Below are 20,483 nucleotides of genomic sequence, written 5' to 3'. Positions count from 1 at the left end.
TGCGTGGAGCTTTCCAGTAATGAAGTTCAAGTCGATCCAGTTTTCCGTGGCGGCCCTGGCCGGTGCCATTGTATTGAGCATTGTCGCGGCGCTGGTGCTGTACGCCGTGTACTCCGGGGCCCGCACCCAGGACCTGGTACAGCAGCGCACCCAGCAGCAGTTCGAAAGCGTGATCGAACAGCGCCTGTCGGCCTTGGCCCGCACCCAGGTGAGCGAGATCCAGCGCGGCCTGGAAGCGCCGCTGCTGATCAGCCGCAGCCTGGCCACGGTCAACGCCATGCTCGGCATGCAGGACGCCGACGGCAAACCGCTGATGCAGATCGACCGCGCCTACCTGAACAACCTGCTCAAGCGCACCGTGGAGGTCAACCCGACGGTGCTCGGGGCGTATCTGGGCTGGGAACCGAACGCACTGGATCACGCCGACATCAATGGCGAACGCTACCTGCCCTGGTGGTTCCGCAACGCCGATGGCAGTCTCGGCCAGGACCGCCTGGTGGACGTGAACGACCACACCGTGCTGTCGACCGGGGTACGCGCCAGTGAGTATTACCTTTGCCCGAAGGAAACCAAGAAGGCCTGCGTGATCGACCCGGCGCCCTACAAGGTTGGCGACAAGATGGTGATGCTCGCTTCGTTCGTCGAGCCGATCATGGTCAACGGTCAGTTCCAGGGCATCGCCGGGGCCGACCTGTCGGTGAACTTCATCCAGGACCTGCTCAACGCCGCCGACCGCCAGCTGTACAACGGCGCCGGCGAACTGGCACTGGTGTCGAGCAACGGTCGTCTGGTCGCCTATACCAAGGACGCCTCCAAGTTCGGCGAGAAGGCCAGCGACGTGCTGGACCCGGCCGAAGCAGCAACCCTGGCCAGTATCAGCGGCGAAGACCTGCAATATAAAGTCGACACCGCGAAGGACCGTATCGAGCTGTTCCTGCCGTTCAAGGTCGCCAACACCGACGCGCGCTGGGTCCTGCTGCTGGAAATGCCGCTGAGCACGGTCATGGCCGACGTCAACCAGCTACAGAAAGACCTCGGCGAGCAGCGCCGTACCGACATCGCCGGCATGACCCTGGTCGGCCTGGGCATCGCCGCCCTCGGCCTGCTGGTGATCTGGCTGCTGGCCCATGGCATTGCCCGTCCGCTGAAACAGATGGTGGCGATGCTCGACGACATCGCCCAGGGCGAAGGCGACCTCACCCGCCGCCTGCAGAGTGATCGCGCCGACGAGCTGGGCGCCATCGCCAAAGGCTTCAACACCTTCCTGGCCAAGCTGCAGGCGATGATCAGCCAGGTGGTGACCTCGGTGCAGAAAGTCAGCGATTCCTCGGAGCACACCGCCGACATCGCCATCCGCACCAACCAGGGCGTGCACAAGCAGATGGCCGAGATCGACCAGGTAGCCACCGCCGTGCAGGAGATGACCGCCACCGCCCAGGACGTGGCACGCAATGCCACCCACGCCGCGCATGCCGCCAGCAATGCCGACCAGGCTGCCAACCAGGGCATGCAGATCGTGCGGGACACCTCACATTCGATCAGTGTCCTGGCCAGCGAGATCGGCCGTGCAGTGACCGTGGTGCAGACCCTGGCCCGCGACAGCGAGAACATCAATGCCATCCTGGTGACCATCCGCGCCATTGCCGAACAGACCAACCTGCTGGCGCTCAACGCTGCCATCGAGGCGGCCCGCGCCGGAGAGCAAGGCCGCGGCTTCGCCGTGGTCGCCGACGAGGTGCGCAACCTGGCGCAGAAGACCCAGCAGGCCACCCAGGAAATCCAGCAGATGATCCAGCAGTTGCAGCAGGGCACCCGCGATGTGGTCAAGGTGATGGAAGACAGCCAGGGCAAGACCGACGACAGCGTGCAGCAGGCCAGCCGTGCTGCCGAAGCGCTGGAGAGCATCACCGAGGCCGTGTCGGTGATCAACGACATGAACACCCAGATCGCCAGCGCCGCCGAACAGCAGAGCGCGGTGGCAGAGGACATCAACCGCAACGTCATCAACATCGGCCAGGTGGCCGGCGAAGTGGCCGGCGGGGCTGACGAATCGAGCCAGGCCAGTGCCGAGCTGACCAAGCTGGCCGAGCAGCAGCGGCGGTTGATCAATCAGTTCAGGGTTTGATTCAAATACCGAGTCGCTCTTTTCGCGGGCAAGCCCATCTCTGTGAGGAGTGGGCTTGCCCGCGAAATGCTCGCCATAAATCTCAAGCCGGAGTCAGGCACTCCGGTCCATCGAGCTTCGGATCATTGACCAGATGCGCCAGCGCCCGCTCGCGCAACGCCGCGGGAGGGCTGGCCAGCAGCTCGTGCAGGCGCGCCAGCGGTGTGTCGGGATCCAGCCAGGCGGCCTGCCCGGCCTCATCGAGAATCAATGGCCGACGCTGGTTCATCGCCGCCTGAGTGACCACCGCACAACTGAGCCAGACCTGCTCCTGCACCGGATACGCCTCCCACACCGCGGCATAGAACAGCGATGCGCCCTCCCCCGGCGTGACCCAGTACGGGCGCTTGCGCGCCGTGCCGCGCCACTCGTAGAAGCCGTTGGCCGGCATCAGGCAACGGCGCTGGCGAAATGCTTCGCGAAACATCGGCTGCTCGGCGAGGGTCTCGGCGCGGGCATGGGCGGGGGTGCGGGACAGGTCGGTGAGCCAGGCCGGGGTCAGGCCCCAGCGAGCCCTGGCCAGTTGCAACTGGCCGTCGAGCCGGCGTTGAATCAGCACCGACGCCCCAGGCGAGATGTTCCATTGGGCCTGCTGGTCGGCGGGAAATCCGGGCAGGGCGGCAAAAGCCTGGGACCAGCGAAAGAGGGCGTAACGTCCACACATAAGACAGCAAACCTAGCAGATCAGGGTACCGGGGATACTCTCCGGCTCGTCCCCGGCAAGGGGCTGGGCGGCATTGTACTCATCGATCAGCTGCCGTGCGTACCCGGCCTGTTCATCGGCAACCGCCAGGGCCAGCAAGCCCTGCATCGGCAGATCGCCCATGGCGCCGACCAGATCGCCGCCGATCAGGTGCACCTGGACGCCTTCGCTGGCCAGCATGCCTACCAGCATCTGCGCCTCCAGCAGGCTCTCCGGTTCGTAGATCCGGCGCATCAGGCATCGTCCTCGCGGCGTACTTCGAGCATCCATTCGTCACCATGCACCTGCAGGATGAACACGATGGGCCGGCAGCACACCTGGCAGTCCTCGGTGTAGTGCTGGTCGCCACCGGAAATATCGACCGTGGTTTCCACACGCTCACCGCAATAAGGGCAGTCATAAAAGTCGATTTCGAGCATCGGGGGCCTGCGCAGTGACTTATGCGTATAATTGCCGGTCTGTTTACGGGGTCCGTGTGTGTCCGAGCCGTTTTTTTCGGCCCCGCCCCTACTTTATTACTCTAGCCGTTTCCAACAAGAGAGCATGATGGGCGAATTCGATGCCATCCGACCTTACGACGACGCTGAAGTGCCTGCCGTGCTGGCACGCCTGCTCAGCGACCCGGCATTCCTCGATATCCTCACCCACTTCCGTTTCCCGCGTATCGCGGGCGCCTTCGGCTGGCTGCTCAAGCCGCTGATCGCCCGGCGCCTGCGCAAGGAGTTCGCTGGCGTGACCAGCGTCTCGACCCTGCAGGACAAGGTCGAATACTACGTCGACCGCACCATCGACCGAGCCACCGACGGGGTCACCTACACCGGCGTCGAGCAGCTCAAGTCGGGCAGTGCCTACCTGTTCCTGGCCAATCACCGCGACATCGTCATGGACCCGGCATTCGTCAACTATGCGGTCTATCACGCCGGCCTGCCGACGCCACGCATCGCCATCGGCGACAACCTGCTGCAAAAGCCGTTCGTCAGCGACATGATGCGTCTGAACAAGAGCTTCATCGTGCACCGCTCGATCAGTGGTCGACGCGAGAAGCTCGCGGCTTACCAACTGCTGTCGGCCTACATCAACCATTCGATCCGCAACGACAGCGCCTCGATCTGGATTGCCCAGGCCGAAGGCCGCGCCAAGGATGGTGACGATCGCACCGATTCGGCGATCCTCAAGATGTTCCACATGAGCCGCAAGGACGAGCCGTTCGGCGCAGTGATCCAGAGCCTGAACCTGATCCCGGTGTCGATCAGCTACGAATACGACCCCTGCGACCAGGCCAAGGCGCGCGAGCTGTATATCCGCGCCACTACTGGCACCTACAAGAAAGTGCCTGGTGAAGACGACAACAGCATCGCCCAGGGCATCACCGGCTACAAAGGCCGGGTGCACATCAACTTCGCCCCGCCGGTGACCGAGTACCACGAGGACACCAAGCAACTGGCCCTGGCCATCGACCGGCAGATTCTCGGCGGCTACCGGCTGTTCCCGGTCCACTACCTGGCCTATACGATGTGGGACGGGCAGGACGCGGCGCTGGAAGTACCCGCCGCAGAGAAGGTGTTTGCGGCCGAGGAGCTGGCACGGGCCAAGGAGGAGTGGCAGCGTCGCCTGGAGGCCTGCCCTGCGGAGCACCGGCCATACCTGGTGCAGCAGTATGCGACCCCGGTGCGCAATCAGTACCAGGTCAAGCGCCAGGCCGAGGTGGTTTGAGACGAAGCCGCTCCCGCAGGAACACCGCCGCGCTCATGAACGGCGCCATCCCTGCAGGAGCGGCCTTGTGCCGCAGAAAAGCTGTTCAGATCCAGGTGCTGAACCAGGACAACAGCAGCGCCATCGCCAGGCACGAGAAGCCCAGGATGTAGTAGTAGCGCGGTACACGCAGGTCGAACGCATCGACCAGCCCTTCCTCGGCAGCCAGGCTTTCACGCACATCGCTCTGGCGACGCCGCGCACTGTGCAGCAGCAGGCCGCCGGGGCAGGTGATGAACAGCGCCAGGACATTGATCAGCTTGGCGGGATGGGCGGCCAGGAACCCCCAGAGGACTTGCAGGGACATCGCGCAACCTCGAAACGACGATAAGCAAAGCCCGGCATTCTACCCAAGCTCCACCCAACCTCCCGTTTTTTGCGACCAAGTGTCACTAAATTTCATCTGTCACACGCTCGTCATCCAGACAGGCCACCCTGTCGGCCTTTCCAGACCGGAGCTTGTCATGCTGCACGCCGAAAACCAGGACCGTCTCTACCTCGTCTCGCAGAGCGACGAGCAGCAGGCACTGATCGACGGATTCGCGATCAACGTCCACGACCAGCGCTGGCTGGTGTATTGCGCCCTGGGCGGTCATGCGCACCAGGACCTGCCTGAAGTGGATCAAGACACCGGGCTGAGTGTGCTGGACTTTGGAATCGAGGCGGCTTGACCTGCCCGCACCCACAGAGAGATGACCCCAGGTGCCGCACCAACCAGGGTTTGAGCGAGCCTCAGCCCTGGTCCAGCCAAAGAAAAACCCGCTGCCTGTCGCCAGGCAGCGGGTTTTGTTCATCCACGCTGAGTGCTTATTCAGCCAGCACCTGACCGATGGTCGGGTCCTTGAACAGCCGGGTCAGCGCATCGCTGAGTACGTCACTGACCAGCTTGGTGTTGGTCTCCTGGTTCGGCGCCATGCCGAAGCGCTGGTCGAGAGAGGCGCCATAGCGGCCGCTGTAGCGACGGTTGGCGTTGGACACGTCGGCACGGAAGGTGGCACCGATGGTGGCCTCGGTCACGTACATCTTGTCCTTGGGCGACTGGTACTTCAGCTCGGCCAGGGTCACGGTCAGCTGTGGCGCGCTGCCGGCACCCGAGGTGGGGGTGAAGCCGAGCAGGCGTACTGCCGCTTCGGCCTGGGCCTGCAGCTTGGGCACCACGTCATTGCCGTTGACGGTAATGGTGCTGGTCTCGGGGTACATGCCACCCCGTGTGCCCAGCGACTGCGAAGCACGGCCGTCGACCACCCGCACGACCACCGGCTGGCCACGACCTACCGGATTGAGCTGAGCGGTGAGCTTGGGTTGCGGGCTGAGTTGCTGCGGGCTGTGTGCACAGCCGACCAGGCTCAGGGTGGCCACCGCCATCAAACCGAACAACAGACGTTGCAGCATGCGCATTTCTCCAGAAAAAGCGGCAAAGGCACACAGTATACCCAGCCTGAAGCAAGCCAGTCATCGGCCCGCAGCTGCTGTCACAATGGTTTCATGGCCCCGGCGTTATCCTTGCCCCAGCCCGATCAAACAGGACTCGCCGCCATGGCCTCGCTCTGGACCTTGCTCTTCCAACGCCCGCGCCACAACACCTACGCCCGCCTGGATGCCGATGGCAAATGCCTGGCCTTCAAGCAGTGCCACCAGGCACCGAGCGGCAGTGGCTGGGTCCAGGTCAGCGAAGCGCACCTGGGCTGGCTGGGCCATCCACTGCCCAACAGTGCCCGGATTTGCGTACCTGCAAGCCGCCGTTGGCAGCAACGCATCCTCCCCGCCTGACAAACGCTGCAATAAAAACCCAAGAAGAACGACCTTTCTGCCCGCGACCTCGTTATAATCTCCCCCCGATTATAAGGACGTCTCCTGATCGGGCCCCGCACTCGCCGCTTGACCCCGGCACCTTCACCGCTTCGCCCACAGAGAGCCTTCCACTCAGGTCTTGCATTGGCTGTCGTGCCTGCTGTCTCTGGCCGTCTGCTGCGCATGAACCTGCGGGTTGCCACCGCGCAGTCCACTTTTGAGGTTCACGACTCCAAAAGAGCGTGAAAAAACGGTTTTTCACAACTTCACGAGAGTGTGGCGAGCAAATGAACAGTCTGGCATGTGCAAAAGCGGCAGATACGTCTCGAACAGCCCTGAACAGACGGCAAAAGCGCTCATCCTGGATGGGAGCCTGAGGCCGGTCCATAACGCACGACGGAACACTTGACCATAAGTCGAATTGCCGCACCCGTGGCAAATGGCGTTCAATTATCGAACACCCAAGACTGATTGGCGGTGTCCGCGGAAGTTGCAAGAACTGCGAAGAGTCGGACATGGCGATCCTGGCCAACCCAGGGGTCCTATGCTGTCAATTAGGTGCTGTAGATTGTGGAGACGCGTTAATGGCGCAGAACGAATCGGTTGATGTGGTACTGGTAGGCGCGGGCATCATGAGTGCCACCCTGGCCGTACTGCTCAAGGAGCTGGACCCTGCGATCAAGCTGGAAGTCGTCGAGGCGATGGACTCCGGGGCCGCGGAAAGCTCCAACCCCTGGAACAACGCCGGGACCGGCCACGCCGGCCTGTGCGAGCTGAACTATACGCCCCAGGCCGCCGATGGCAGCATCGACATCAAGAAGGCCGTGCACATCAATACCCAGTTCGAGGTGTCCCGCCAGTTCTGGGCCTACCTGAGCAAGAAAGGCGGCTTCGGCTCGCCGCGCGACTTCATCAATCCCGTGCCGCACCTGAGCTATGTCGAAGGTGACAAGGGCGTGCAATTCCTCAAGAAGCGCTTCGAGCTGCTCAAGCAGCACCACGCGTTCTCCGAGATGGAATACACCGAAGACAAGGCACTGATGAACGAGTGGATGCCGCTGATGATGCCTGGCCGCCCGGCCGACCAGCACATCGCGGCCACCCGCGTGCTCAAGGGTACCGACGTCAACTTCGGCGCCCTGACCAACAAGCTGCTCAAGCTGCTGGGCGACAGCCCCAATGCCCAGGTCAAGTACAGCAAGAAGGTCACCGGCCTGCGCCGTAAAGGCGACGGCTGGACCGTGAGCATCAAGGACGTCAACAGCGGCAACAGCCGTGAAGTCGACGCCCGCTTCGTCTTCCTCGGCGCTGGTGGCGCGGCGCTGCCGCTGCTGCAAGCGTCGGGCATCCCGGAGAGCAAGGGGTTCGGCGGTTTCCCGGTCAGCGGCCAGTGGCTGCGCTGCGACAATCCGGAGATCGTCAAGCAGCACCAGGCCAAGGTCTACAGCCAGGCCGCGGTCGGTGCCCCGCCAATGTCGGTGCCACACCTCGACACGCGCGTGGTCGACGGCAAGAAATCCCTGCTGTTCGGGCCTTACGCCGGCTTCACCACCAAGTTCCTCAAGCATGGCTCGTTCATGGACCTGCCGCTGTCGGTGCGCATGGGCAACATCGGCCCGATGCTGGCGGTGGCCCGCGACAACATGGACCTGACCAAGTACCTGGTCAGCGAAGTGATGCAGTCGATGGAGCAGCGCCTGGAATCGCTTCGCCGCTTCTACCCCGAAGCGAAAGCCGAGGACTGGCGCCTGGAAGTGGCCGGTCAGCGCGTGCAGATCATCAAGAAGGATCCGAAGAAAGGCGGCATCCTGCAGTTCGGCACCGAGCTGGTCTCGGCCGCCGATGGCAGCCTGGCTGCGCTGCTTGGCGCCTCGCCGGGCGCATCGGTGACGGTCTCGATCATGCTCGAGCTGATCGAGCGCTGCTTCCCCGAGCAGGCCAAAGGCGCCTGGGCTGCCAAGCTCAAGGAGATCTTCCCGGCTCGCGAGAAGACACTGGCCACCGATGCCGCGCTGTACCACAAGATCAGCGCCGACAATGACGTGGCCCTGGACCTGGCACAAAACAGCCCGGCCAAGCACTACGCCTGAAATGGCTGAAACGAAAAAACGCCCCGAGGGGCGTTTTTTTGTGCCTGGAATCCCTACCCGCAAAAAGGGCAGAACCGGCTCGAGGATCAGCCGCGGGCGTTAGCGATGATCTCGATGTACTCGGGCGCGTTGCGCTGGTCGGCGATCACCTCGGCGAAGGTCTTGCCGTGCTCGTCCTTGCCATCGACATCGTATCCAGCTTCAACGAAGAAGCCGACGAAACGCTCGAAGTCATCGATGCGCAGGCCACGGTAGGCCTTGATCAGCTTGTGGTGCGACGGCGAGGTCAGGCCATCTGCCGGCTCGAACTGAAGGAACGTCTTGATGTAGTCGTCGCTGATCTCGTCACCGATAACCTGCTTCTTGTCTTTACGCATTGCCGACTCCAACTGGGCCATCACGGGCATTTCAAAGGCGGGCAGTGTACCGCTGGCTGCCCATGCGCCTCAACGCGTACGTACGGTTCCAGTGTGCAGGTCGGCCCAGACATGGCCGTTGGCATAACTGAGGAACTGCACGTACAGCGTCTCGTTGCGCAGCAGGTCCATGATCACCCGGTAATCGGCCTGTGGATAATTCAGCGTCAGGGTGCGGGTCTTGTCATCGTAGGTCGGCCGCTTGAGGCTCTTGCCGCCCTCGCCGTCGAAGGTGACCAGCACCTGCCCGATAGTTGCCCCCTTGCTCATGGGCTTGCCCTTCAGGCGCAAGGTCAGGGACGAGGTGATGGGGATCGGCTGCTGGCTGGACTGACGCTGGGCACCGACCACCACCGCGTAATCGGTGACCTGCAGCAGTTGTTGCGACTCGGGTTCTTCCTGGCGCAGCGAGAGGTCATCAGGCGGGAGAAACTGGCTGTGCAAAGGCGCTGCCGACAGCGGCAGGCTCAGCGCCAGCAGAAGGGGAAAGATCGCGCGCATGAAGGGCTCCTTGGCATAGGAGAGCACTCTAGCACGCCTGATCGATCGCTACTGGCAGCGTACGCTCAATCGAACTGCGCGCGCATCCAGGCCTGGTACTGTGCCACACCGTCCTCGCCCTCGCGCGGTGCCCAGTAGGCATGCTCGCCCTCGCCTACCGGGCGGTAGGGGCCGGACTTGCATTCGAACAGGATGCTGTCATCTTCGAGCACCACCAACCCGTGATAGGTGCCAGGCGCCAGGTCGACCCCCAGGCAATCGCCGCCGGCTTCGAGCACGCGCTTGTCGCACACCGCGCCCTGCTCGTCGAAGATCAGCAGCCCCAGACGCCCCTTGAGCACCACCAGCGCCTCGGCCTTGTCATCCTTCAGATGACGGTGCGGCGGAATGTAGGTACTGGTCTGCAAACCGACTGCCATGCGGTGGCAAGGCTCTTCCATCTCGTGAAAGTTGTGGTGCTGGCGACCGCGCGGACTGGCAGCGGCCTTTTCAGCCAACGCCCCGAACAAGGCCTGATCCATGAAAGCCGGCTTGCGCATGATCACATTCCTTTTACGGCGAAGATGCCATTGGCGTTGCGCCAGTAACCCTTGTAGTCCATGCCATAACCGAAGATATAGCGATCGACGCACGGCAGGCCCACGTAGTCAGCCTTCAAGCCCGGGCTGGCCTTGCGGTCGTGGTCCTTGTCGATCAGCACCGCGGTGTACACCGAGCGCGCGCCGGCATGCTTGCAGAAGTCGATGATGGCGCTGAGGGTGTGGCCTTCGTCGAGGATGTCATCGACGATCAGCACGTCACGGTCGATGAAGGAGATTTCCGGCTTGGCCTTCCAGAACAGCTCACCGCCGCTGGTCTGGTTGCGGTAACGCGTCGCGTGCAGGTACGAGGCCTCCAGCGGGAACTGCAGGTGGGTCAGCAGTTTGCCGGCGAATATCAGGCCGCCGTTCATCACGCAGAAGACCACCGGGTTCTTGTCGTGCAGGTCTTTGCAGATCTGCTCGCCGACCTGGGCGATGGCCGCTTCGACCTGGGCTTCGTTGTACAGGCAATCTGCCTCGTTCATCACTTGGCGAATATGCTCGAGATCGGCGGACATGGCGCTCTCCAGGAGGTGCATTTTGGAAAAGCGGGCAAAGGTACGCATCCGCTCGTCCCAGATCAAGCATTTATGGACTAACGTGCTCAATGACTGCACGACAGCAAGGACTGAATAGATTAACCTAGCGCGGTTTTTTTGCCCGCCTCCCGGAGCCCTCCCCCTATGCCCATTCGTGAGATCCGCCATCCGCTGATCCGCCACAAGCTCGGCCTGATGCGCCGCGCCGATATCAGCACCAAGAACTTTCGCGAACTCGCCCAGGAAGTCGGTGCACTCCTGACCTACGAAGCCACCCAGGACCTGCCGCTGGAAACCTACGAGATCGACGGCTGGTGCGGCAAGGTCCAGGTCGAGAAGATCGCCGGCAAGAAGATCACCGTAGTGCCGATCCTGCGGGCCGGCATCGGTATGCTCGATGGCGTGCTCAGCCTGGTCCCGGGCGCCAAGGTCAGCGCCGTGGGCGTGGCGCGCAACGAGGAAACCCTCGAGGCGCACACGTACCTGGAAAAACTCGCGCCGGACATCAACCAGCGCCTGGCACTGATCATCGACCCGATGCTCGCCACTGGCGCCTCGATGGTCGCCACCATCGACCTGCTGAAGAAGGCCGGTTGCCGGGAAATCCGCGCCATGGTCCTGGTCGCGGCGCCCGAAGGTATCGAGGTGGTCGAGAAAGCCCATCCGGACGTACAGATCTACACCGCGTCCATCGATCAGCGCCTGAACGAGCACGGTTACATCGTTCCGGGCCTCGGCGATGCCGGTGACAAGATCTTCGGCACCAAGCAGAAGGACGCCTGACCATGCAGGACGGCTTCAACGACCCGCTGTGGCGCCAGGTCGTCTCGGGCGCGCAGATGCTCTTCGTGGCATTCGGCGCGCTGGTGCTCATGCCGCTGATCACGGGCCTGGACCCTAACGTGGCACTGTTCACCGCCGGTATCGGCACCTTGCTGTTCCAGCTGGTCACGGGCCGTCAGGTGCCTGTGTTCCTGGCATCGAGCTTTGCCTTCATCACCCCGATCATCCTCGCCAAGGGCCAGTTCGGCCTGGCCGCGACCATGGGCGGCGTGATGGCTGCCGGCTTCGTCTACACCTTCATGGGCTTGATGGTGAAGATCAAGGGCACGGGGTTCATCGACCGCATGCTGCCTCCGGTGGTCATTGGCCCGGTGATCATCTCCATCGGCCTGGCCATGGCGCCGATCGCCGCCAACATGGCCATGGGCAAGGGTGGCGACGGCGCCGCGCTGATGCCCTACAAGACCGCCATGCTGATCTCCATGCCAGCGTTGCTGACCACCTTGATCGTCGCCGTGTTCGGCAAGGGCATCTTCCGCCTGGTACCGATCATTGCAGGCGTGCTGGTGGGCTTTGCCCTGTCGTTCGCCTTCGGCGTGGTCGACACCGCGAAAATCGCCGCTGCCCCCTGGCTGGAACTGCCCAACTTCACGGCGCCAGAGTTCAACTGGCAGGCGATCCTGTTCATCGTTCCGGTGGCCCTGGCGCCGGCGATCGAGCATATCGGCGGGGTAATCGCGGTCGGCAGCGTGACCGGTCGCGACTACCTGAAAAAGCCAGGCCTGCACCGCACCCTGTTCGGTGATGGCCTGGCCACCACGGCTGCCGGCCTGTTCGGCGGCCCGCCCAACACCACCTACGCCGAAGTGACGGGTGCGGTGATGCTGACCAAGAACTACAACCCGAAGATCATGACCTGGGCTGCAGTGTTCGCGATCACCCTGGCGTTCATCGGCAAGTTCGGCGCGCTGCTGCAGAGCATTCCGGTGCCGGTGATGGGCGGCATCCTCTGTCTGCTGTTCGGCTCGATCGCGGCAGTGGGCATGAACACCATGATCCGCCACAAGATCGACCTCTCCGAGGCGCGCAACCTGGTGATCGTTTCGGTGACCCTGGTGTTCGGTATCGGTGGTGTGCTGATCGGCAGCGGCGACGGCCCGGACGATTGGGGCCTGAAGGGCATCGCCCTGTGCGCCGTGGTCGCCATCGCCCTGAACCTGATCCTGCCGGGCAACGACGGTTGGAAGAACAAGAAGCTGGATGACCAGTTGCCTTGACCAGGCGTTGAAACGAATCGGCCTCTTCGCGGGTTTACCCGCGAAGAGGCCATCACCCAATCAAGCCCTCTCGCACATCCCTGCCAATACCTGCGCCCACTGCGGGTGATCGTTCAGGCACGGCACCAGCACCAGTTCCTCGCCCCCCGCTTCGATGAACTGCTCCTTGCCACGATCGCCGATCTCCTCCAGCGTCTCGATGCAATCGGCAACGAAGGCCGGGCACATCACCAGCAGTTTCTTCACCCCCGCCTTGGCCAGTTCATCAAGCCGCGTTTCGGTGTAGGGCTCGATCCACTTGGCCCGCCCCAGCCGCGACTGGAACGAGGCTGACCACTTGCCATCAGGAATTCCTGCCGCCCTGGCGAACGCAGCAGCGCTGGCCAGACACTGCGAGCGATAGCAGACCTTGCGCACCTGGGCACAGGCCTTTTCGCAGCAGTTCGCACTCTGGAAGCAATGGGAGCCGGTCGGGTCAAGCTTCTTCAGATGGCGCTCGGGCAGGCCGTGGAAGCTCAACAGGATGTGATCGTATTCCTGCTCCAGGTATGGGCGCGCGCTGGTGACCAGGGCATCGATGTACTCGGGCTCGTCGTAGAAAGGCTGCAGCACCCGCATGTCGAACGGCAGTTGGCGGTCGGCGACGGTCTGGCGAGCCAACTCCACCACCGTGGTCACGGTGCTGTCGGCGAACTGCGGGTACAACGGCGCCAGGGTCACCTTGCGCACACCCTGCGCAGCAAGACGCTCCAGCACCTCTGGCAGCGCCGGTTGACCATAGCGCATGGCGATTTCCACCGGACCATGCGGCCAATGCGGGGTGATGGCCGCCTGCAGGCGGCGGGTCAGCACCACCAGTGGCGAACCCTCGTCCCACCAGATCGACGCATAGGCGTGGGCGGACTGCTCCGGGCGCTTGATCAGGATCAGCGACACCAGCAAGCGCCGCACCGGCCAAGGCAGGTCGATCACATACGGGTCCATGAGGAACTGGTTGAGGTAGCGGCGCACATCGGCGACCGAGGTGGATGCCGGTGAACCCAGGTTGACCAGCAGCAGGGCATGATCGGTCATGCAGCGTCCTATGTCAGAGGCGGTCGGACAGGTCGTCCAACGCCGATTGCAGATCGTTGAAGCGGAACGTGAAACCTTCGGCCAGCAGGCGCACCGGGCGCGCACGCTGGCCACCCAGCAGCAGGGTCGACAACTCGCCCAGGCCGGCCTTGAGCACCAGCGCCGGCAGCGGCAGCAACGCCGGGCGATGCAGTGCCCGCCCCAGACGCCTGGCGAACTCGCGGTTGCGCACCGGCTCCGGCGCGCAGGCATTATAGGGACCGCTGGCGTCGTTGTGCTGCAAGAGAAAATCAATCAGGCCGATCTGGTCTTCTATATGGACCCACGGCATCCATTGTCGACCGTTGCCGATCGGCCCACCAAGACCCAGCTTGAATGGCAGGCGCAGGCGTGAAAGAAAGCCTCCATCGCTGGCCAGTACCAACCCGGTACGCACCAGCACCACGCGCATGCCGAGGGTTTGCGCACGTTGTGCGGTCTCTTCCCAGGCGATGCACAGCTGGCTGGCGAAATCTTCTTTCACCGGCTGCGAGGCCTCGGTCAACTCACGCTCGCCACCATCGCCATACCAGCCCACAGCCGAGCCGGAGATCAGCAGCCCCGGACGCTGCTCGCGGCGCTCCAGCCAGCTCAGCAACTGCTCGGTGAGGGTGACACGACTGGCCCACAACAGTTGCCTGCGTGCCGCCGTCCATGGGCGATCGGCGATGGGCGCGCCGGCCAGGTTGACCACCGTGTCCAGCGGATCGTCCGGCTCCAGCTCCTCCAGCCGAGCGATGCCGCGCACGCCGCTGCCGCAACGCTTGGGCACCTGGCCAGGCTCGCGGCTCCACACCGTCAGGCGATGACCCTGGCTGAGCCAGAGCTGGCACAAGTGTCGGCCGATCAACCCAGTACCGCCTGTCAGCAATATATGCATGGCTGTGTCCTCACAAGCTGCGGCCATGGTCTATTTTTAAGATCAAGGCACTTTTTAAACCGATAGCTCTCGGATAAACATAGGCCAACCTGTCCTATCGAGCGGAATAACCTTATACAAAACTTCTGTATTGTACAGGTTTGTCTGACAGCGTAGTCTGCTTAAAGCAAGGTTCGAAGAGGCCATCATGACAGTACCTATTGCCATTATCGGTGCCGGTATCGCCGGTCTGTCCGCCGCCCAGGCCCTGCAGAAGGCCGGACAGAGCGTCCACTTGTTCGACAAGGGCCACGGCAGCGGCGGGCGCATGGCCAGCAAGCGCAGCGACGCCGGCGCGCTCGACCTCGGCGCCCAGTACTTCACCGCTCGCGACCGACGTTTCGTCGAGCAGGTCCAGCAATGGGTTGCGGCCGGCTGGGTCGCGCAGTGGAAGCCGCGACTCTACAATTACCGCGACGGTGAACTGACCCCCTCTCCCGACGAACAGACCCGCTGGGTCGGCGTACCACGCATGAGCGCCATCACCCGCGGCCTGCTCAAGGATGTCACGGTCAACTTCGGGTGCCGTATCGCCGAGGTGTTCCGCGGCAAGCAGTACTGGCATCTGCAGGACACCGAGGGCTGCAGCCATGGCCCGTTCAGCCGCGTGGTGATCGCTGTGCCAGCACCGCAGGCCACGCCCCTGCTGGCGGCCACGCCCAAGCTCGCCGCGGTCGCCGCTGGCGTGCAGATGGAACCCACCTGGGCCATCGCTCTGGGCTTTCAGACACCACTCGACACCCCGATGCAAGGCTGCTTCGTGCAGGACAATCCACTCGACTGGCTGGCACGCAACCGCAGCAAACCCGGCCGCGATGAGCAGCTGGACACTTGGGTGCTGCATGCGACCTCCAGCTGGAGTAGCGAACACCTGGACCTCCCCAGGGAGAAAGTGATCGAGCAGTTGTGGGGCGAGTTCGCCGAACTGGTCGGCTGCGTGGTGCCAGCCCCCACCTTCGCCCTCGCCCACCGCTGGCTCTATGCCCGCCCCGCCGGTAACCATGAATGGGGCACCCTGGCCGACGCCGACCAGGGCTTGTATGCCTGCGGCGACTGGTGCCTGTCGGGACGCGTGGAAGGTGCCTGGCTCAGCGGCCAGGAGGCAGCACGGCGCTTGCTCGAACACCTCGAGTGAAGTTGTACAAGAAATTTGTCTTGCATAAGTTTTTCGATGTGCTGGAATAGACCTGTACAAAATTTCTGCCTTGTACAGGTCTACGGAGGCCACGATGAACTTTCCCCACTCGACAGGCAAACCCCGCATCGCCATCAGCGCCTGCCTGGCCGGGCAGGACGTGCGCTACAACGGCGGACACAAAGCCTCGGACCTGTGCCAGTCCCTCGATGAGCATTTCGACTGGCTGCCGCTGTGTCCGGAAGTTGCCATCGGCCTGGGCATTCCTCGCGACGCCATTCGCCTGGTCGGCGATCCACAGGCCCCGGAAGTGATCAACCCGCGCGATCCCGGTACCGATCTCGCACCACCCCTGCGTGCCTATGGCCAGCAAATGGCAGAAGCGCTCGACGATATCTGCGGCTATGTGTTCATGCAGAAGTCGCCCTCCTGCGGGCTGGAGCGGGTCAAGGTCTATCAGGACAATGGCCGTCCCTCCGTGCTGGGCGGGCGCGGCGCCTATGCCCAGGCGTTCTGCGAGCGCCGCCCGGACCTGCCGGTGGAAGAGGAAGGCCGCCTGCACGACCCGGTGCTGCGCGAAAACTTCATCAGCCGCGTCTACGCCTATGCCGACTGGCAGCACCTGCTGACACAAGGCTTGAGCCGCGGAGCCCTGATTCGTTTCCACTCACGCTATAAATACCTGCTGATGGCCCACAACCCGCAGGCCTATCGCGAACTCGGGCGCCTGCTGGGCAGCATGAGCCGCGACGACGACCCGCTGCAGATCGGCCCGCGCTACTTCAGCCAGCTGATGCAGGCTCTGCGTCGCTGCGCCAGCCGCGGCACCCACAGCAACGTTCTGCAGCACCTGTGCGGCTATCTGCGCGATGCCCTGGACAGCAGCGACAAAGCCGAACTGCAGCGCCTGATCAACCAGTACCAACAGGGTTGCGTGCCGCTGGTGGTCCCGCTGACCTTGCTCAAGCACCACCTGCGCATTCATCCCGACCCTTATTTGATGCAGCAGGCCTACCTGCAACCGCACCCGGAAAACCTGGGCCTGCGCAATGCACTCTGAAGACAGCTTGCCGATCGGCGAACTGGCCCGACGCACCGGCGTCAACCCTGTCACCCTGCGAGCCTGGGAACGGCGCTACGGCCTGCTGGTGCCGGAGCGCACGCCCAAAGGCCATCGCCTTTACAGCACACTGCATATCGAGAGAGTGCAGGCCATCCTGCAGTGGTTGGAGCGCGGCGCCTCGGTGAGCCAGGTGCGTGATCTGCTCGAAAACCGCGACGAAACCTCGCCAAGGCTGGAGGGTGACTGGCAAGCTCGCTGCCAGCAACTGATCGAGGCCATTGCCGACCTAGCCCAGCGCTCGCTGGACCAGCAACTCAACCAGGCCATGGCGCTCTATCCCGCCTCGACCCTGTGCGAGCAATTGCTGCTGCCGCTGCTCGAGCGCCTGGAGCAACGCTGGCGCAAGCACTTCGACGCCAGCCTCGAGCAGGCCTTCTTCCACACTTGGCTGCGCAGCAAGCTGGGCGCGCGGGTCTACCACGACAACCATTCGCTCGAGGGGCCGCCCGTGCTGTTGGCCACGACCCTCGACGCCCCCTTCGATGCTCAACTGTGGCTCTGCGCCTGGCTGCTCAGCAGCAGCGGCTTTGCCGTGGAAGTGCTCGAACAACCGGTCGGCTGCAAACAACTGCTGCACGCAATCGCCCGACTTGCCCCACGCGCCCTGGTGCTGCACCTGGGGCCGCGTATCGACCTCCAAGCACTGGCCCCGCTGCGGGATGTAACGCTGACGAAACTCCTGGGAGGCGCCAGCGTCTTCATTAACGAGGAGCGACTGCGCAGCCTGGAACTTCCGGCGCTGCAGCTCTTCGAGACTCCGCAGGGGGCATTGCGCCTGCTTCAGCAATCACGCTGAACCCGACTGTCAGAGACCCTGAGATGCAATTGATCTGGCTGCGCAGCGACCTGCGCATAAGCGACAATACCGCCCTCTCCACCGCCACCGCACAGGGGCCGACCATTGCCCTGTGGATCGCCAGCCCCGAGCAATGGCACGCGCATGACGATGCGGCGAGCAAGGTCGACTTCTGGATACGCAACCTGCACGACCTGCGTCAGGCTCTCGAACGCCTGAATATCCCGCTGCTGATCCGCCATACCGACACCTGGCAACAGGTGCCCGAAACCGTGCTGGAGGTTTGCCGCATGCACAAGGTGCAGACGGTGCACTGGAACGATGAGTACGGCGTCAACGAAAGCCAGCGTGACCAGCGTACCCAGTCGTTGCTGGAGCGCTCCGGCGTGGCCACCCGCACGCACCTGGACCAGCTGTTCTTCCATCCCGGCACCCTCCTGACCAAGGCGGGCAACTACTTCCAGGTCTTCGGCCAGTTTCGCAAGGCTTGCCTGGAACATCTGCATCGCAGCCTGCCAACCCTTGCCCATCCCGTGAAACCACAGGCCCCGCTGGGCATCGCCAGCGACTCGATCCCCAGGCATATCGAAGGCTTCGACACGCCCGCTAAGGCCTTGCGCGACCACTGGCCTGCCGGTGAAGACGAGGCTCAGGGCAGGCTGTCGCGCTTCGTCGACGAAACCATCGACGACTACCAGACCCTGCGTGACCTGCCGGCCAGGCCCGGCACCAGCCAACTCTCGCCCTATCTTGCCGCCGGCGTGATCTCGCCGCGCCAATGCCTGCACGCCGCACTGTCGAGCAACCGTGGCGAATTCGACAGCGGCAGCCAAGGTGTACGGACCTGGATCGACGAGCTGCTCTGGCGCGAGTTCTACAAGCACATCCTGGTGGGTTATCCACAGGTCTCGCGCCACCGCCCCTTCCGCGCCCCTACCGAGGCTCTGCCCTGGCGTGATGCGCCCGAAGATCTGGAGGCGTGGGAACAAGGCCGCACCGGTTTTCCGTTGATCGACGCGGCCATGCGCCAGTTGCTGCATACAGGTTGGATGCACAACAGGCTGCGCATGGTGGTAGCCATGTTCCTGAGCAAGAATCTGCTCATCGACTGGCGCAAGGGCGAGCGGCATTTCATGCGACACCTGATCGACGGCGACCTGGCGGCGAACAACGGCGGCTGGCAGTGGAGCGCCTCCACCGGCACCGACTCGGTCCCCTATTTCCGGATCTTCAACCCAGTGACCCAGTCGCAGCGTTTCGATCCAAAAGGACGCTTTATCCGCCATTGGTTACCAGAACTCACCCATCTGGATGACAAACACATTCATTTGCCTGTGAAATCTTCCGGACTATTTGATACAAATAGCTACATCAGCCCGATCGTGGATCTGGACAGCAGTCGCCATAGGGCACTGGCGGCATTCAAGGCGCTACCCGCCTCCACCAACTGAAGGACACGGTATTGAGCAGTACGCGCAGGTTCTGGGTGACAGGGGCCAGCAATGGCGTAGGCCTCGCCCTGGTCGAACGGTTGCTCGAAGAGGGTCATCGAGTCGCCGCCAGCGGAAAGAATTGCCAGGAACTCGACACGTTGGCCGAGCTGCACGAGGCACGCTTGCTGCGCCTGCCCGTGCACGTGCACGAGCTGGCCGAGGCGCAGGCGGCGGCCGAGCAATTGCAGTCGCACTGGGGCGCACTGGATGTCTTGATCGTCAATGCCGGCACGTGCGACTACCTGCCAGACAGCCTACCTGCCAACGCGATAATGGAAGCCATCGTCAGCAGCAACCGGCGCGCCAGCGAGCATGTCTTGACCAACGCACTGTCTTTGTTGGCCAGAGGCGACAGGCCACAGGTGATGGCACTGTTCAGCCGCTATTCGACGCTGCAGCTGTTTGCGCCAGCGCAAAACCCGGCAGGGCACAACAGCCTGCCACAGTGGTTCCGCGAGCAACGCAAGGTCCTCGACGATCTGACGGTACAGCTTACGGTGGTTGCGCCGCAGTCGCTCAAGGCACCGGTTAGCAGCAGCATGGCGATACCTGAATCCTGGACGGCGCAGAGCGCAGCAGAGGAGTTGGTGCGCAGGCTCGAACAACCCCAGGCCGAATTGGTGCTCGAAGTGATGGATCCGACCTTGCTGTGGCCACTGCCCAAGGAAGCTTGAGGTGAACACGGGGCGCTAAGCGCCCCGGTGATTCGGGTCAGAGCGCCATACGATAATGCAGCGAATAGCTCTCGACGCCATCATTGGGCTGCTTGATCCCCGCGTTGGAATAATGGATCGCGCGAACCCCGATCTCGTGCCCACCGGCAAAACGCAGGCCGAATCCGATACGGTCCTCGAACTGGAACGACGAGCCCAGGTCATTGCTTTCCAGCTTGGTCCGCGAGAATGCCGCCACACCAATCCCCGCCTCGATGTAAGGTTTGACCGAGTCCCCGGCGAACTCGTAAACGAACACCGGCGCGAACGACAGGCTGTGATTGCTTGCTCGCTCGTCGCCATCCCAGAAGGTGTAGGCACCGTCCCAGTAACCAGTAATACGGCCTACGCTGGTCTGCCACCAACTGGCATCCCAGTTCGACTGCAGCCCCAGTCGGTAGACCATGGTGCTGTCGCCGGTCTGCCCCACCGACAACGAGACATCGGCCGCCTGCGCCGATACCGTCTGCCCCAACGCCAACGCGGCAACCACTGCCACTCCAAGCAAATGCCTCATGAGCCCGTCCTTCTTCCTGGTGTTGTTATCAAGTGTCTGCCTGTAAGTCAGGCTCAATGATAGAAATCAGCACTGGG

The 20,483-nt window shown here is 63.1% G+C and carries 24 protein-coding genes and 1 pseudogene; 13 read left to right on the top strand and 12 right to left on the bottom strand.

The window, feature by feature from the left end:
• Positions 1-19: 19 nt before the first annotated feature.
• Positions 20-1,222 (top strand): annotated as a pseudogene (locus tag AB688_RS27475) (methyl-accepting chemotaxis protein); the annotation flags it as partial.
• A gap of 60 nt (positions 1,223-1,282) precedes the next feature.
• Positions 1,283-2,125: a methyl-accepting chemotaxis protein gene (locus tag AB688_RS27470; protein ID WP_370672103.1), complete on the top strand. Its 843-nt coding sequence runs from the start codon at positions 1,283-1,285 to the stop codon at positions 2,123-2,125.
• An 82-nt stretch (positions 2,126-2,207) separates the two neighbouring features.
• On the opposite strand, the gene AB688_RS06650 is transcribed toward AB688_RS27470, so the two are convergent.
• The 3 genes from AB688_RS06650 to AB688_RS06640 are packed head-to-tail and all read right to left on the bottom strand — an operon-like array spanning position 2,208 to position 3,286.
• Entirely contained in the window at positions 2,208-2,828 is a 621-nt protein-coding gene (locus tag AB688_RS06650) for an SOS response-associated peptidase (protein ID WP_054894584.1), read from the bottom strand.
• A gap of 12 nt (positions 2,829-2,840) precedes the next feature.
• Positions 2,841-3,101, bottom strand: coding sequence for a putative signal transducing protein (locus AB688_RS06645; protein ID WP_063542941.1), 261 nt, complete (start codon positions 3,099-3,101; stop codon positions 2,841-2,843).
• Complete coding sequence (locus AB688_RS06640; RefSeq protein WP_063542939.1) at positions 3,101-3,286, bottom strand: CPXCG motif-containing cysteine-rich protein; 186 nt, start codon at positions 3,284-3,286, stop codon at positions 3,101-3,103. The genes AB688_RS06645 and AB688_RS06640 overlap by 1 nt, the downstream gene beginning before the upstream one ends.
• A gap of 127 nt (positions 3,287-3,413) precedes the next feature.
• Between AB688_RS06640 and AB688_RS06635 the strand changes: the two genes are divergently transcribed.
• Entirely contained in the window at positions 3,414-4,580 is a 1,167-nt protein-coding gene (locus AB688_RS06635; protein WP_063542937.1) for a 1-acyl-sn-glycerol-3-phosphate acyltransferase, read from the top strand.
• Between the two features lie 85 nt (positions 4,581-4,665).
• On the opposite strand, the gene AB688_RS06630 is transcribed toward AB688_RS06635, so the two are convergent.
• Positions 4,666-4,926, bottom strand: coding sequence for a hypothetical protein (locus AB688_RS06630; protein WP_054894588.1), 261 nt, complete (start codon positions 4,924-4,926; stop codon positions 4,666-4,668).
• 157 nt (positions 4,927-5,083) lie between these two features.
• Here AB688_RS06630 and AB688_RS06625 point away from each other — a divergent pair, with 157 nt between their 5' ends.
• Entirely contained in the window at positions 5,084-5,290 is a 207-nt protein-coding gene (locus AB688_RS06625) for a hypothetical protein (RefSeq protein ID WP_054894589.1), read from the top strand.
• 136 nt (positions 5,291-5,426) lie between these two features.
• On the opposite strand, the gene AB688_RS06620 is transcribed toward AB688_RS06625, so the two are convergent.
• Positions 5,427-6,011 (bottom strand): YajG family lipoprotein, encoded by a 585-nt coding sequence (locus AB688_RS06620; protein ID WP_054894590.1) that lies wholly within the window; start codon positions 6,009-6,011, stop codon positions 5,427-5,429.
• A 144-nt stretch (positions 6,012-6,155) separates the two neighbouring features.
• Here AB688_RS06620 and AB688_RS06615 point away from each other — a divergent pair, with 144 nt between their 5' ends.
• The gene (locus AB688_RS06615; RefSeq protein WP_063542935.1) at positions 6,156-6,389 is read left to right on the top strand and encodes a hypothetical protein; all 234 of its coding nucleotides are present in this window, start codon (positions 6,156-6,158) and stop codon (positions 6,387-6,389) included.
• Positions 6,390-6,994: 605 nt separating this feature from the next.
• On the top strand, positions 6,995-8,500 hold the full coding sequence (gene mqo / locus AB688_RS06610; protein WP_054894592.1) for a malate dehydrogenase (quinone): 1,506 nt from the start codon (positions 6,995-6,997) through the stop codon (positions 8,498-8,500).
• An 86-nt stretch (positions 8,501-8,586) separates the two neighbouring features.
• Here the strand turns inward: mqo and AB688_RS06605 are convergent, their stop codons facing one another.
• The 4 genes from AB688_RS06605 to AB688_RS06590 form a co-directional block, all read right to left on the bottom strand.
• The gene (locus tag AB688_RS06605; protein ID WP_054894593.1) at positions 8,587-8,877 is read right to left on the bottom strand and encodes a PA4642 family protein; all 291 of its coding nucleotides are present in this window, start codon (positions 8,875-8,877) and stop codon (positions 8,587-8,589) included.
• Between the two features lie 69 nt (positions 8,878-8,946).
• A complete protein-coding gene (locus tag AB688_RS06600) occupies positions 8,947-9,417 on the bottom strand; it encodes a hypothetical protein (RefSeq protein WP_063542933.1) in 471 nt (156 codons plus the stop codon).
• Positions 9,418-9,482: 65 nt separating this feature from the next.
• On the bottom strand, positions 9,483-9,956 hold the full coding sequence (locus AB688_RS06595; RefSeq protein WP_063542931.1) for a WbuC family cupin fold metalloprotein: 474 nt from the start codon (positions 9,954-9,956) through the stop codon (positions 9,483-9,485).
• A gap of 2 nt (positions 9,957-9,958) precedes the next feature.
• Positions 9,959-10,516 (bottom strand): hypoxanthine-guanine phosphoribosyltransferase, encoded by a 558-nt coding sequence (locus AB688_RS06590; RefSeq protein ID WP_063542929.1) that lies wholly within the window; start codon positions 10,514-10,516, stop codon positions 9,959-9,961.
• Between the two features lie 165 nt (positions 10,517-10,681).
• On the opposite strand from AB688_RS06590, the gene upp reads away from it, so the two are divergent.
• Both upp and AB688_RS06580 read left to right on the top strand, forming a co-directional pair.
• On the top strand, positions 10,682-11,320 hold the full coding sequence (upp, locus tag AB688_RS06585; protein WP_063542927.1) for a uracil phosphoribosyltransferase: 639 nt from the start codon (positions 10,682-10,684) through the stop codon (positions 11,318-11,320).
• Between the two features lie 2 nt (positions 11,321-11,322).
• A complete protein-coding gene (locus tag AB688_RS06580) occupies positions 11,323-12,597 on the top strand; it encodes a uracil-xanthine permease family protein (RefSeq protein ID WP_054894598.1) in 1,275 nt (424 codons plus the stop codon).
• A gap of 60 nt (positions 12,598-12,657) precedes the next feature.
• Here the strand turns inward: AB688_RS06580 and hemH are convergent, their stop codons facing one another.
• Together hemH and AB688_RS06570 are read right to left on the bottom strand one after the other, a co-directional pair.
• On the bottom strand, positions 12,658-13,671 hold the full coding sequence (gene hemH / locus AB688_RS06575) for a ferrochelatase (protein ID WP_063542925.1): 1,014 nt from the start codon (positions 13,669-13,671) through the stop codon (positions 12,658-12,660).
• A 13-nt stretch (positions 13,672-13,684) separates the two neighbouring features.
• On the bottom strand, positions 13,685-14,590 hold the full coding sequence (locus tag AB688_RS06570) for a TIGR01777 family oxidoreductase (protein ID WP_063542923.1): 906 nt from the start codon (positions 14,588-14,590) through the stop codon (positions 13,685-13,687).
• A 187-nt stretch (positions 14,591-14,777) separates the two neighbouring features.
• Here AB688_RS06570 and AB688_RS06565 point away from each other — a divergent pair, with 187 nt between their 5' ends.
• The 5 genes from AB688_RS06565 (at position 14,778) to AB688_RS06545 (ending at position 19,850) form a co-directional block, all read left to right on the top strand.
• The gene (locus tag AB688_RS06565) at positions 14,778-15,764 is read left to right on the top strand and encodes an NAD(P)/FAD-dependent oxidoreductase (RefSeq protein ID WP_063542920.1); all 987 of its coding nucleotides are present in this window, start codon (positions 14,778-14,780) and stop codon (positions 15,762-15,764) included.
• Between the two features lie 94 nt (positions 15,765-15,858).
• Positions 15,859-16,824, top strand: coding sequence for a YbgA family protein (locus AB688_RS06560; protein WP_063542918.1), 966 nt, complete (start codon positions 15,859-15,861; stop codon positions 16,822-16,824).
• Positions 16,814-17,683, top strand: coding sequence for a MerR family transcriptional regulator (locus tag AB688_RS06555; protein WP_063542917.1), 870 nt, complete (start codon positions 16,814-16,816; stop codon positions 17,681-17,683). The genes AB688_RS06560 and AB688_RS06555 overlap by 11 nt, the downstream gene beginning before the upstream one ends.
• Before the next feature lie 23 nt (positions 17,684-17,706).
• Positions 17,707-19,134: a deoxyribodipyrimidine photo-lyase gene (gene phrB / locus AB688_RS06550; RefSeq protein ID WP_063542915.1), complete on the top strand. Its 1,428-nt coding sequence runs from the start codon at positions 17,707-17,709 to the stop codon at positions 19,132-19,134.
• Positions 19,135-19,145: 11 nt separating this feature from the next.
• Complete coding sequence (locus AB688_RS06545; RefSeq protein ID WP_063542913.1) at positions 19,146-19,850, top strand: SDR family NAD(P)-dependent oxidoreductase; 705 nt, start codon at positions 19,146-19,148, stop codon at positions 19,848-19,850.
• A 37-nt stretch (positions 19,851-19,887) separates the two neighbouring features.
• On the opposite strand, the gene AB688_RS06540 is transcribed toward AB688_RS06545, so the two are convergent.
• On the bottom strand, positions 19,888-20,406 hold the full coding sequence (locus tag AB688_RS06540; protein ID WP_054894606.1) for an acyloxyacyl hydrolase: 519 nt from the start codon (positions 20,404-20,406) through the stop codon (positions 19,888-19,890).
• Positions 20,407-20,483 lie beyond the last annotated feature (77 nt).

Origin of the sequence: Pseudomonas putida (assembly GCF_001636055.1) — a bacterium.
In the GTDB taxonomy this organism is placed as follows: domain Bacteria; phylum Pseudomonadota; class Gammaproteobacteria; order Pseudomonadales; family Pseudomonadaceae; genus Aquipseudomonas; species Aquipseudomonas machongensis.
This window is presented reverse-complemented; position numbering and strand designations above follow the sequence as displayed.